The organism is Desulfotalea psychrophila LSv54, from assembly GCF_000025945.1.
Classification (GTDB): Bacteria; Desulfobacterota; Desulfobulbia; order Desulfobulbales; family Desulfocapsaceae; genus Desulfotalea; species Desulfotalea psychrophila.
Genome location: NC_006138.1, coordinates 2,284,767 through 2,297,798, shown reverse-complemented (window position 1 = coordinate 2,297,798; position 13,032 = coordinate 2,284,767). Strand labels below are relative to the sequence as shown.

14 protein-coding genes are annotated in these 13,032 nt (G+C 42.9%); 11 read left to right on the top strand and 3 right to left on the bottom strand.

Features of this window, described 5'->3' with window-relative positions; all coding sequences use genetic code 11:
- Positions 1-41: 41 nt before the first annotated feature.
- From DP_RS16940 to DP_RS10315, 3 genes are all read right to left on the bottom strand, one after another.
- On the bottom strand, positions 42-875 hold the full coding sequence (locus DP_RS16940) for a hypothetical protein (protein WP_156792266.1): 834 nt from the start codon (positions 873-875) through the stop codon (positions 42-44).
- 19 nt (positions 876-894) lie between these two features.
- Entirely contained in the window at positions 895-1,656 is a 762-nt protein-coding gene (locus tag DP_RS16935; RefSeq protein WP_011189255.1) for an HNH endonuclease, read from the bottom strand.
- Positions 1,657-1,795: 139 nt separating this feature from the next.
- Positions 1,796-3,241 (bottom strand): P-loop ATPase, Sll1717 family, encoded by a 1,446-nt coding sequence (locus DP_RS10315; RefSeq protein ID WP_011189254.1) that lies wholly within the window; start codon positions 3,239-3,241, stop codon positions 1,796-1,798.
- A 469-nt stretch (positions 3,242-3,710) separates the two neighbouring features.
- Between DP_RS10315 and DP_RS10310 the strand changes: the two genes are divergently transcribed.
- The 11 genes from DP_RS10310 to DP_RS10260 all read left to right on the top strand — a co-directional run bounded on the left by DP_RS10310 (position 3,711) and on the right by DP_RS10260 (position 12,981).
- Positions 3,711-3,914, top strand: a complete 204-nt coding sequence (locus DP_RS10310; protein ID WP_156792265.1) for a hypothetical protein — start codon at positions 3,711-3,713, stop codon at positions 3,912-3,914.
- A gap of 1 nt (position 3,915) precedes the next feature.
- Positions 3,916-5,139, top strand: coding sequence for an Arm DNA-binding domain-containing protein (locus DP_RS10305; RefSeq protein ID WP_011189253.1), 1,224 nt, complete (start codon positions 3,916-3,918; stop codon positions 5,137-5,139).
- A 133-nt stretch (positions 5,140-5,272) separates the two neighbouring features.
- On the top strand, positions 5,273-5,653 hold the full coding sequence (locus DP_RS10300) for an antiterminator Q family protein (RefSeq protein WP_011189252.1): 381 nt from the start codon (positions 5,273-5,275) through the stop codon (positions 5,651-5,653).
- A gap of 187 nt (positions 5,654-5,840) precedes the next feature.
- A complete protein-coding gene (locus DP_RS10295; protein ID WP_041278668.1) occupies positions 5,841-6,266 on the top strand; it encodes a DUF5675 family protein in 426 nt (141 codons plus the stop codon).
- 1 nt (position 6,267) lies between these two features.
- A complete protein-coding gene (locus DP_RS10290) occupies positions 6,268-6,909 on the top strand; it encodes a hypothetical protein (protein ID WP_041277886.1) in 642 nt (213 codons plus the stop codon).
- A complete protein-coding gene (locus DP_RS10285; RefSeq protein WP_041277885.1) occupies positions 6,906-7,205 on the top strand; it encodes a hypothetical protein in 300 nt (99 codons plus the stop codon). Before DP_RS10290 ends, DP_RS10285 begins: the two co-directional genes overlap by 4 nt.
- 6 nt (positions 7,206-7,211) lie before the next feature.
- The gene (locus DP_RS10280) at positions 7,212-7,397 is read left to right on the top strand and encodes a hypothetical protein (protein ID WP_041277884.1); all 186 of its coding nucleotides are present in this window, start codon (positions 7,212-7,214) and stop codon (positions 7,395-7,397) included.
- Complete coding sequence (locus DP_RS10275) at positions 7,390-7,968, top strand: terminase small subunit (RefSeq protein ID WP_011189248.1); 579 nt, start codon at positions 7,390-7,392, stop codon at positions 7,966-7,968. Before DP_RS10280 ends, DP_RS10275 begins: the two co-directional genes overlap by 8 nt.
- Entirely contained in the window at positions 7,952-9,538 is a 1,587-nt protein-coding gene (locus tag DP_RS10270; protein WP_041277883.1) for a hypothetical protein, read from the top strand. The genes DP_RS10275 and DP_RS10270 overlap by 17 nt, the downstream gene beginning before the upstream one ends.
- Entirely contained in the window at positions 9,539-11,839 is a 2,301-nt protein-coding gene (locus DP_RS16930) for a portal protein (RefSeq protein ID WP_011189246.1), read from the top strand.
- A 170-nt stretch (positions 11,840-12,009) separates the two neighbouring features.
- Positions 12,010-12,981 (top strand): hypothetical protein, encoded by a 972-nt coding sequence (locus DP_RS10260; RefSeq protein ID WP_011189245.1) that lies wholly within the window; start codon positions 12,010-12,012, stop codon positions 12,979-12,981.
- Positions 12,982-13,032: the final 51 nt, after the last annotated feature.

The following is a 13,032-nucleotide window of genomic DNA, read 5'->3' as shown; positions in this document are numbered from 1 at the left end:
AAATCAGGGGCGCGGCTTTTTGCGTCCCCTGCATTTTTTTGTTATACAAAATTTTCGGTACCCTTTATCATTTCTATAAAATTTAACGGATTAGTCAAAACAATTGCTCCATCTAAACTACTACCTGTTTCAAAGATCTCTCTCCAATAATCATAATTCTTTTTACCAGAAAATATAGTACTTGCCATTGATCTGTCTTTCCACAGTGGTAGTTGACTAAGATTTTTGATAAAATTTCCAATATTTATCCAAAGTTGTTCATCAAACGGTGTCTGAAAAATTTTTTCTTCAGCAACCATTTTACCAGTATTTGCAAAGTATGTTGTGATGACTTTTTTCAGATATTGCAACCAATTATACAGAATCTCTTCTTTGCTGATTCTGTATGCTATTAAATGATCGTCTGTTATATTTGTATCCTTTTTATCAATAATTTTCTTTTCAACTCGTGCTGTTCCTAATTCAGGCAAAAACTTGTTCATGTAAATATTCTCAGCCAGTAGACTTAGAATTTTTACAATTTGATTTATTTCCAATTCTCTTGGGTTTAACCCTTCATCTGTTTTTGAATCTATCGCTGTTTTTAAAACAAGTTTAGAATTGACAAATGAAGACAAAATAGTTTTATCAAAAGCACTGTATGAAATAGGCAACTCTTTGGCTTTCCCGTCAAAATCAATATAGTCTTTTAGTTTATTGTCTTTTGCATTCGTTATTGAATGTTTTATAGAGTCAATAATGTATTTTTTTATATTGGCCCCATCTCCTTTGAAAAAATCAATAAGCTGCTGCTCTGAAAAAGAATAATCATCTTCTTTTAGGTTATGGGCGACTTGATACTTTTTAACCCTTTCCGAATAAAGCGTATTGTTCAATTGCCTCATTATTGATTTATCAAAAGCAATTTGCCGTAGAGTACTCCAGCATTGTATTTGTTTCTGTCAACCGGTCTATATTTGGTTCCAAAAAAACTCGCACAACCAATTTTTTAGTTCCTAATAAAATTTGAGCACCGGCTTTATGCTGCCCATCAAATATTTTTAACCTGTCATCTTCTATCCGAGCGAGACTAAGATGCAATTGTGGGTTTTGCTTATCAAACTCTTTAATAAGCTTTCCGATACTATTATTTATCCCGCGTGGGTTAATAATTTCATCATGATATAGGTACTCAACTGGAACTTCTATAAAGCATGTTTGTTCTTTCGAAAGATTGTCAGTATAAATTGGTGTTTGGTATGTTTTGTTATCTCCAATATCTGAAAATGAATATTTTAATTCCATACCTTCAATCTTGTATTTAAACTCATACTTTGAACCATTATAGCTTTTTAGTATATCCTTGAGTGACGCTGATTTACTTGTTTTACTTTGTATTGACTTTTGAATTTTACTAAGTTTTTGTAGTATTTTTGCAATCTTTAAATTTGCGTCCTGTTTAGACTTGTTACAACTTTCATGTGTGACTGCAAAATTCACCTCAGCATCTTTACCCTTATTTGCCAAAGGTACAATATGGTCAATATTTGTAGTGTTTAAATCTAAATCAATTTCTTCTTCACATATAAAACATTTATGATTCTGAATGTTCCACAGTTTTTTTGTAAGCTCTAAATAATCATCCTTCGATAGGGATGACAAATACTTTGATGCCATTCTATGCTCCCATTTTAATTACTGGTATTTTTATTTTGTATAACGTGGCGTTCACTGGCACGCGCTGTTTGCGGGTCCAGTGGAACAGTTGGTTGTCTGATTAATATCTCATCGATGTGATGTTAGACGGTAGTTCACATCACATTGATAGCGCTTCCCTTAGACCAAGGTGGATAACAATAGTCTTATTTAAATCTAAATCAGCTTTCTCATCACGATGAGCCCAAGTATAATATTGCTTTTTTTTGTACTCATTGAACCACTTATTTCCTATTGCATTAAATTTAAATAAACCAATGAGCATTTTTTCTAAATCAAGGCCAGGGTAGTGATAAGAGTTTATTGTCATATATTTTTTCAATTCATCATACTCAATAAAATGCTTATTGTAATTTTTTAGTAATTTAAGTGCGTTATCGATTTCTTCATCGAGGTAATGTCCAAACATTTCATTCCTTACTTCATCAAGCAGATACTCTGAATAATCCTGCTTAACGACTCGAAAACTTTTCCAACCAAAATATTCGGAATTTGGATATTTTTCTATGATTAAATTCAATATTGTAATTACATCCCTTGGTCGAAAAAAAGATCTCTCAAGTATATATCTCTCAGGATTAATGTAATTAATATCTTGTGGAAATAAGTGACGAAAAATCTGCTCATTGGAAAGTACAGACATTAAGGAACTAGATTGTTTTGCTTTATAAATTACCATTTTAATTAGAGGAGTATCGACTGACACACGAGTTCCCCAATCAATCTTCAACGTATTAACTCTTTTTATTTTGTTTAGATCTGGATCGTTAAATATAGAGAAAATATCAGACCGCAGTAATATTACTACCTTAGCTTTGGAGTTTACTTCTATTGCTTTTAAATTAATGTAATCTGCGGCCTTAATTAGACTGATTATTGAGTTGCGGTAATAATCATCATTTCTAAAACGATCATCTAACTCATCATAAATTGAGGTGTACGAACTCTCTGAAAGAGAGAGCAAGGAAAAGACAACCTTTTCCAAGTCGTCAATATAATCCAGATATGTTCCTTCCTCTAGTTTTTCACCATCAGAGATATCCACGAATGATTTTAAGAATCCGCCTCTGACTTGCTGTTTTTGTGTTACTTCCACGATTTTTTTAGCATCAATTTCGATTGATTTGTAATTAGCCTCAGGGAATGCATGAAGTTTACTCTTGTCATCACAATCCTCTATGCCGTTGTCAGCGAGGCAGTGTTTCCCTATGTCAAGTAATAGCAACCATCTCCATATTTCATAATATTCATTTGGAGTGATATCACCTGATTTCAATTGAATTAACTCTTGAAATTTAAAGTCTTTATATGAACTGATCTCACAAAAATGGAGAGGATCTTTTGAAGACATTCTCTTAACATATTGCCCCAAATAGGTCTTACCTGATCCCTTTCTCCCTAAAACCAAAAAATACTTATCTTGTTTTAGCTTTTCATAGTTGTCATCTATATCTACAAAATATCTTTCAAAATCTGACCTATAGACAGCTTCTTTTTTGCCATCATTTTCACCAAGATAAACATCTTGTAATCGTAATTTGTACATGAATATTCCTTAGAAGATATTATCGTTTTAAATATTAAATAAGCGAAAACAATGAAAGTCCTTACGCCAATAACGCATTGATTTAGCCAAAACAGACAAAAAATTATTACCCGATTCCCTGATGTCATTCGACACGAGCGATAACTGAATATCACCACATCATCCAAATCCCTCGCCCTCTACGAAGGACCTAATCAACTTACGAAAATTTCTTTATAATCCAAAATACTTAAGCACCACCAACAATACTAATCAAGCAAAAAGATTATTAGAAGCAAATAACCTCATTTCCCCCATCCTAACCAGTAAAAAATCACCCTCCAAAAAAACAGGTCAAGACCCTTTAATAGCATGTAGACGGCCATAGGCGGCCATAGCCGGCCATACACGTCCAGCGGTAAAAAGTGGGTGTACTCTTGGAGGAGAGTATTTTGGCGATGGTTGGAAATTCATGAGAAGGGAGGAGGCGATGGAGAATTTTATATATAGACGGGCAATCAATGCCCTTATTCCGAAGGCTGAGAGGGTGGCGGACGCCGAGGTTAAGAACTTAAATCAGCAGGGAGAGTATCGCCCTGGGGCAGGTGACCGGCCTTATTATTTCTGGTATTGGGATCACTTTTTTCACCGAGCCATGAAGCGCCTGGCTTGCGAAAAGGGTTTGAGGCGATAGGGTGGGTAGGGGAACTCTCTATGTCCGTCACAACAGGATCTGGTTTGATTTTCGCTATATGGGGGAGCGCGTTCGTGAATCATCTGGCCTTGTCGACACCAGAGAGAACCGGCAAATTCTTCGGCGGCAGCTCGATTTGATTATGGCAGAGATAGATAATGGGGTTTTCAGTTTTGGCAAGCGTTTTCCCAGAAGTAGGAGAAGGGCCTTTTTTGCTGAGCTGGAGGGTAGGGAAGTGACCACCCACCCCTCTGAACTTCTTTTTGGTGATTATGTACTGCAGTGGTTTGCCGATATGGGAAGTGGGATGACGGAGAATCAGATTCGGGACTACCAAAGTGCTCTACAGAGACATGTTTTGCCCTATTTTCGTGATTTGAATTTTGCGGAGATAACCTCTGCCCGAATGAGGAAGTTTATTGCCACCATGAAGGGCAAGAGGAGTGAACAGGGGCAACCACTTTCGGCTAAACGTATTCGCAACGTCATCATCCCCCTGCGAGTAATTATAGAGGATTGCGTGGATGAGTATGCCTGGCTGGATTTTCCGGATCCCTTTACCCGGTGTAAACTTCCACGGCCCAGGAAGTTTCGAGTTCAACCCTTTAGTTTTGAAGAGTGGCAGGTTTTTATAACGCATATATCCCCTTGGTATCGGCCCTATTTTGAATTTGCCGTACAGACGGGATTGAGGCCCTCGGAACAGGTGGCCCTGAAATGGGTTGCCATCGACCATGAATATATCCACATAGAGTTAAGCAGGGTACGGGGAAGAGAGAAGGAAGATCTCAAAACCCATGAGAGTAGACGCAGGCTCTTATTGCGACCGGGATTACGGAGAATTCTGTTGCGCCAGCGTAAACTGACGGCGGGAATCAACAGTCCCTATGTTTTCGTCAACAAAGATCGCCTGCCTATTTCACAGGACAAACTGCGCAGTGTGGTATGGGTTGAAGCATTTGCAGGTTTGGAACTGCAATATCGGCGTATGTATGAGACTAGGCATACCTTCGCCTCTTGGGCCCTCGCCCTGGGAGAGACACCTGAATGGGTGGCCAAAACCCTGGGCCATGTGGATACCTCAATGGTTTATAGAACCTATGGTCGCTATATCCCCAATTTGAAGAGTTTAGACGGGTTTTCCGTGGAAAAACAGTTCTCTGGAACAAGAGTCGAGGGCAAGGAAGATTTTGGACACAGTTTTGGTCACAATGAACAGGAATAGAGGCTGTCCATATACTTAAATATTTAATAATAAATGGTATTTTATTTTTCCGATGTCGGGATTTGAACCCGCCACTTCTTGAGATCGAAAAATTATCTTAGCCAAGTTATGTTTTATGCAATAGGAGGGAGGTATGGAGTTTATATCTGAGAAATTGACAAACTATGCCCTATGGCTTCGTGTATCACCTGTGCCCCATCTTGGTTATGGCAGACTTGCTATAAGTTGTTGCTGGCAGGACTATCCTGCTTATGAGCTGCAGCCCGTAGAGATCAGTGACGAGGAGGCAATGCTCATTGATACTGCCATTGCCCGATTGAGACAAAGAAAGGCATCCGTTGCCGAAGCCCTTATGGTCTATTATCTGAGTAAGGAGAATACGAGTTATGTTGCCCGAGAACTGGGGATGGATCGGCGCAAGGTTACTCAGCTGGTTAGTATGGGTGAATCTTGGGTTGCTGCCTGGTTAGAAAAGGATAGTGAAAGCTCTTCATCGTCTATATGCATTGATTAGAAAACTCTGTCGATCCTGTTTGCAAAGTTGTCCACAGCTGGCTATCATAAATTAAATAAGGTGAGAAAATGTGCACAGGCAAGGCCCCGTCTCGGTTGAGATTGGGTCTTTTTTTGTGTCATTCTCTTTTTTAGCCCCGTCTCTTAGTTCAAGAGTACGGAGTTTTTTTATGTAAAAAATGGTGAATATGCTCCAGGCAAACTTAAGACGCGAGAAGAGCACGGACCAGGGCACAGAGGGAGTCTTTCGCTGCCCTGAACGGGGATTTCGCTCCTACACCTTGGAGCTGCCGTGGCGGGATAATCGGCCCAATGTCTCCTCTATTCCTTTGGGTGTCTATCTCTGTCGTTTGGTAAAGTCTCCTCGTTTTGGCTGGGTTTACCAGGTGCGCAATGTAGAGGGCCGATCGCATGTTCTGCATCATTCAGGCAATGTGGCCGGCGACAGGACCAAAGGCTATGTAACCAATGTTCTCGGCTGCATATTACATGGTAAGAAACGTGGGCACCTGGCTGGACAGCGAGCCGTTTTACTTTCAAAAGCAACCATCCGCAGGCTGCACAAAGCCATGGGCGGTGAAGATTTTGAACTTACTATAGAGAGTGGAGATTGATATGCCTTGGGATATTCTTTTTGGTGGAATTACGGGTCTTGCGGGAACCATTTGGTCCAGTTGGAATCAGAGAAAGATTAGAGAACTTGATATGAAGGATAGGGCCCAGGGGCGTGAGCATGAGCTGAAGCTAGTACAGGCGGAGAGTCAAGCGATGCTAGCTGAGACCGAGGCCAATATCAGGGTTGCTCGAGTACAGACTGAAGGAGCCCTACATCTAGCTGAAACCGAGGCTTATGCCGCCCACCTTATTGTTGCCAATAAACCGACCCTTTCCACGGCCCTGGCCGGAAAACTTTTTTCCACCACGGGCTGGGTAGCGATTTTGGCTCAGCCAGCCGGAGTATTCATCTGTATTCTTTTTGGTCTGGTGGATACGGTTAAGGGTTTTGCTCGGCCAGGGATCACTCTCTATCTGTTGATACTCTCCACCTGGATTAGTCGTCGGGCCTGGTCGATTCTAGAGAGTTCTGGCGGTGCTTTAACCACGACACAATCGGCTGAAATTGTCACCCAGGTTACTTGCTCCCTGCTCTATCTGACTACCACGGCAGTTTGTTGGTGGTTTGGGGATCGCATGGCAGCGAAGGGTGCCGCACGCCTTATAAGCCCACAGAGCCACTCTGAAGGAACGATTAAATGAAAGGGGTTGAACTGTTCTTTACTGGTAATCCTTTGTTTGCGGCGTGGATCTTTGTGTTGCTAAGCGGCCTGGTTGTCTGGTTGTGGAAACGAGATGTGAATAATACCAATAGTGTGATGAAAGTGTCACTGGACAACAATACCCGCGCCCTGACAACCCTAAGCGATAAGCTTAATGGCCTTGATGCCCGAGTACGCAGTAATGAAACTGCAATTGCTGAAATAAAAGTTGGCGCCCAGGCTAAGAGTAAATGCGACAAACAGCAGGTTGCTGGATCTTCTGCCAAGAAAGGTTGAAACCAAATGACTCTCAAAAAAAACAGGTTACGAGAGAAAGCCCTGGCATCTCTTGATGCTGCCTTGGAGAAATTGGAGCAGGATTTTAGTGGTTCACTCTCTCTTCGCTTTGATCTCTGCCAAGGTGGTCTACGCAGGGTTGGCGTAAGTCTCTCTCATGAACATAAGGTTGAGGAGCTCAAAGATGGCTAAGAGAAAAAACAAAATAACGGGCACGACACTGACTCCCAAACAGGAGCTTTTTTGCAGTGAGTATTTGGTGGATTTTAATGCTTCGAAGGCTGCATTGGCGGCAGGATATAAAAGCAATAGTGCCTATTCCATGGGCCATGAGAACCTGAAAAAACCTGAACTACAGAAGCGATTACGTGAATTGGTGAGGTTGAAGATCGAAAAGGCCAAATACGATGCCCAGAAAGTCCTTGAGCGGCATGAAGAAATTGATGGACTAGATGTGATAGATATCCTTGATGAGAACAGACGGGTTAAGGATATTGAGGAGTGGCCCAGAGCATGGCGGGTCACCATTGAGGGGATTGAGGTTATCCAAAAAATCAAAGGTGATACACCCTGTGAAATTATAAAAATCAAATGGCCGAGTAAGCTCAAAAACCTTGAAGCCATAGGTCGGCATGTTGATGTCTCTGCCTACCGTGAGCATGTTGAACTCTCTGCAACAGATCAAACGCTACGAAATATTATTGATATTCTCGACGGTAAAACATGCGGTTTACCAGGAGGAAGCGGTGACGGCTCACAATAATCCACCGGCCGAAGAACAGGAGATTTTATCTCGTCTGGGAGACAGAGAGTGGAGAATCGACAACCTGTACTATGTGCGGGACAAGGATGGCAAAAAGGTCAAATTTATTCGTAACGAGAGCCAGGAGATGTTTTGGAATGCCATGTGGTATATGAACATCATTTTGAAAGATCGGCAGCGGGGTTTTTCTACCCTCATCGCTATAATCATCCTGGACACCTGTCTTTTTAAGAGCGGTACTCAAGCAGGTGTTATTGATATTACTCTCGCTGATGCCAAGAAAAAACTTGGGAAAATCAGTTTTGCCTACGAGTGTTTACCTGAATTTCTACAAAAAATGTTCCCTCTTAAAACTGATTCAAAAGAAACTATTGAATGGAAGAACGGGTCTGCTGTTTATGCCGCTATCTCCCATCGTGGTGGAACCCTGCAGGCGCTTCATATCTCTGAGATGGGTAAAATTGCCACACGTTTTCCCGTTCGAGCAAGAGAAATCAGAACGGGTGCACTGAATACCTTAAAGGCTGGCTGTTTTGTCTTTAATGAATCTACGGCCGAAGGTAATGCTGGGGAGTTTTATGAAGATTGTGTTACCGCCCGGGAGAAGGCCAACCAAGGAGCCAAGCTCAGCAAACTTGCCTATAAATTTCATTTTTTTGCGTGGTGGATGGGAACGGAAAACGAGCAGGACCCCGATGGAATTTATATCCCTGCTGAGGTGGATAAATACTGTGACGACCTGGAAAAGATCATTGGTTTAAAAATCGGCAAGAAAAAACGGGCCTGGTATGCAGAGAAATCGGCACAGCAAAAGGATGATATGAAACGGGAGTTTCCTGGGACAGCCGACGAGGCGTTTCAATCATCTATTCAGGGAGCGTATCTTTCCAAACAGCTGAGTGTCCTTGATAAATCCGGACGACTTATTGAGGAGATCCTGCTTGAACCTGCTTTTCCTGTAAATACCGGCTGGGATTTTGGGTTAAATGACAACATGACAGTCTGGTTGCACCAACGGGTGGAGTTTCAAGACAGACTGATCGGTTATCTCACGGGGACCGATGAAGATGTTTTGTACTATTGGGCCAAGCTGAACAGAGATTTTAACTGTGTGTGGGGCTATCATTTTCTTCCCCATGATTTTGGTTATCGTCGTGGAGGAACAGCGAGCAGTGCCGCCTCTCCGCCCAAAACATTAGAAGATATTCTCATAGAAGCGGGGATGAAAAACAGCCAAATTATTCCTCGAATAGATGATAAGACGGCCGCAATTGCCGAAGCACGGTCTTGGCTTCCCAAGGCATTTTTTAGCAAAAGAGGGTGCGGTGTTGGCAATAAGGGCGCGGCTGACGGCCTAAAGTGTTTACGAAATTACCGGCGTGAATGGGACGAGAACAATGGATGTTGGAAAGATCGGCCACGACACGATTGGGCTTCACACGGTTATGACGCATTTGAAACTCTTGTTCGTGGTTTAAACGCCTATGGTTCTATGGGCGCGGCAGGAGAAAGATCGGCACAGAATAGTAGCCAGAGACACCGTAGACCTGTTAATTGGAGGGCAGTTTAAATGACTGAAAAAAATACTGGCCGTACTGAGAGTGAGTTACTGGCGAGCATTTTAGATGAAATCAGAGAACAACCACTCTGGCGTATCCAAGCGGATAAGGCCATGGATTATAAGGATGGCAATCAACTTGATTCTGATACCCTTTTAGCTCTTGAGGCGAAGGGTATTCCTCCCGCTACACAAAACATGATTGGGCCATTAGTCAATGCTGCTATTGGATTTCAGATTAATAACAAGACTGACCTGAAAATTTTACCCGATGTTGAAGGGGAAGATACTGAAGAGATTGCAGAAGCTCTCAACTACAAAATCAATCAGGCCGAACGTCGAAGTAATATGGATACTTCCTGCCTAATGGCCTTTGAACCACAAATAGGGGCAGGCCTTGGTTGGGTTGAGGTTAGCCGTGAAACAAACCCCTTTAAATTCCCCTATAGATGCCTGGCTGTGCACCGGGGAGAAATTTTTTGGGATCATCTGGCAAAGGAACCTGACCTTTCCGATGCCCGTTGGCTGCTACGAAAACGTTGGACAGATATCAATGTGGTTAAGTCGATGTTCCCCGGCAAAAAAGATCTCTGTGACCAAGTAAGGAACTCATGGGGTGGTTTTGACCAACTGAGCTTTGCTACAAACGATAGCGACAACATCAACCTCTTTCAATCCTGGGAAATTGAGCGAGGATGGGACGTTGATGAACAGGAGTGGCGTGCCCCTGACAACGATCGTGTTTGTCTCTTTGAGGTACAGAAGCGTGAACGGGTAAATATTTATATTTTGCGGCTGAGTGATAATCGTGTTGTGGAGTTCAATTTACACCGGCCAGAACACATTATTGCCCTGAAAGCTGGGCGGAAATTGGAAAGCCATTTTGTTTCAAAAATAACCACCTACTTTTTTCTTGGACCTCATCTTCTTGGAAAGAAAAAGAGTGAATTTGATCGTTTTAACTATGTCCCTTTTTGGGGGATCAGAGAGGATCGAACCAATATTCCTTACGGGATGATTCGTGATCTCATCTTCCCCCAGGACGAGGTAAATGCTCGCATAGCCAAACAACAATGGGCTTTATCCGCCACCCGCACAGTACGAACGGATGGGGCAGTGGCCATGACGGATGATCAGTTTAGAGAAGAGTGTGGCAGACCCGATGCTGATATTATTCTGAACCAAAAAGAGATGGCTAAACTTGGGGCCAAATTTGAGGTTAATCATAATGAGGCCATTAACTCTCAGCAGGAGGCCCGATTACGAGATCTTATTCTGTTTTTCCAACAATCCACCCAGGCACTAGAGCAACCGGCAGTTGATATGCGGGTTGATATCAGCCAGGTAAAAAGTGGGGAGGTTCACCATAGCCTGCAGGCCATTGCAAAATTTTTCGATAATTATAAGTGGTCTCGGCAACAGGTCGGCGAACTGCTTCTCTCTTTGATTATTAAAGATATTGGAACAAAAAGAGAAATTGTCACGATTAAACGAGAACCTCTGCAGCACAACAAAATCATCGCCTTGAATGATCCAGTTGATTTTAAAGGCACGGGAGTCACGGTACTTAACAACAATTTACTACGTACCAGGCTACGGGTTACCATGTGTGAGATCCCAAGCACGGCCTCTTATAAAGCCCAGAACAGAACACTGTTGCAGGAGGTTATGAAATCTCTGCCCGATGATTACCAAAAAGCCCTTATGCCTTATCTTGCAGAGTTTCTTGATATCCCTAACAAGGACGCAATTATCGAGGCAATGGTTGAACTTCGGGATGGATCCAAAATTACGGAAGAGCAGGTGCAGGAGCGGATCAAGCAAGCTATTGAGAAGACCAAAACAGAGCTTATGATTGAGCTAAAGACCAAAGAGCTTGAGCTGAAAGAACGCAAGACCGAGGCCGAGATAGAAAAAATTATTACCGAACAAGTCAATAACAGGATTGAAGGTATTTACTCAGCTATCCAAGCCGGCCTGCAGGTCACCACAAATAGTGGAGTGGCGGCCTCTGCCGATCAGATTCTTCATAGCGCTGGGGCAGAGGACAAAGATGAACCACCACTTGTGGATATCGCCGGTCCCATCACTGTACCCAACGGCGTACCCAACGGCGTACCCAACGGCGTACCCAACGGCGTACCCAACGGCGTACCCAACAGTGTACCGGACGGGGTTACCCAGAACACCAGTCCCCTATTTCCTCCTCGAGTACAGGAAGACAGGGTACATGAACCTCAGACACAACAGCTAGACACAATGGCAGAAGCCGATGAGGAGGTGAACAGAGGGATAGAATCTCCTGTTATTTAAAGTCATTAAGTAAAAAATTATTTAAACGCCCTCTCTCTTCATGGATATGGGCGTTTTTTTGTGCCAAAAAATCAAGAAGCGTTGCCCTTTGCCTCTAACTAATTGTGGTGATCGGTTTTTTGTCTCCTGAATTTCGCAGCTAGGGCGATATCTAGCAAGGGAGTGTAGATATGAGTGTTGAAAATGCTGGTAATAACTTTGACGAATTAGTGGAGCAGTATGGGGATGAAAATGGCAATATTCCCGACACGATTATGTCAGAATATCTTGATACGGGTTTGATACCCGAAGGCGATACTGCTGCAGTCGATGTTATAGCGGATGAGGAGTCGCGCCCCTCGGATCAAGAGCTAGCCAATCCTGTACCTGACGAAAACCCTTTAGCCGTTGAAGATCCAGCAATGGTTAAAGAGCCCGCAAGGTCTGAAGAAAATGCGACTGATCAAGAAACTGTCGTTATGGCTAAAGACGGGGTGCATCACATCCCCTTCTCCGAACTTGAAAGTGAGCGTGCCAGAGTAAAGACACTTGAGGCGGAGTTAGCAACAAGCAAGCAGGTGGCTGCTGCAAAGTTGCCTGAGCTTGATGAAGCAGAGCTTGTAGAACTGGCAGAAGATTATCCAGAAATTGCCGAAAGATTTCAGGCGATGATGAAGGAAAAACAGCTGGCCCAGGAACAGGAGGAAAACAATACTCAACAAAGTCAGTTCGATCAGGCCGTGGCGGAGTTTAATCCCTTTTACCTTGAGGCAAAAAACGACCCACTTTTTTGGGAATGGTTTGACAAACAACCTGCCGATGTCCGGGCCGTGGAGCAGGTAGCTGACCCTGAAGCAATTGCTCTTGTTGTATCGCGTTATCAGGACTCCCTTACCGTTGAAAATGACGATACAGCCGAAAAAGGTGACCCTGAAAAAGCGGCAGAAGCACCAAAGCAAACAGCAGAAGAAATTGCCCAAGCGGCCATGGCCGAAGCAAAAAAGCCAGCAGAGATGCAGAGTTTAAGTGATGTGCCAGGGGCATCGACCCAGGCAGATAAGTTGTCACTGCTTGATAATGAGACAAATGCCATAAACCTGATGTCCACCATGGAGAGTATGAGTCCTGATGATATTGAAGAATATTTATCCCGAAGCCTTTAGCTGATTCCAGCTAAGGGCTTTTTTGATGCCCCACAGTTTTGCCTTTATTCA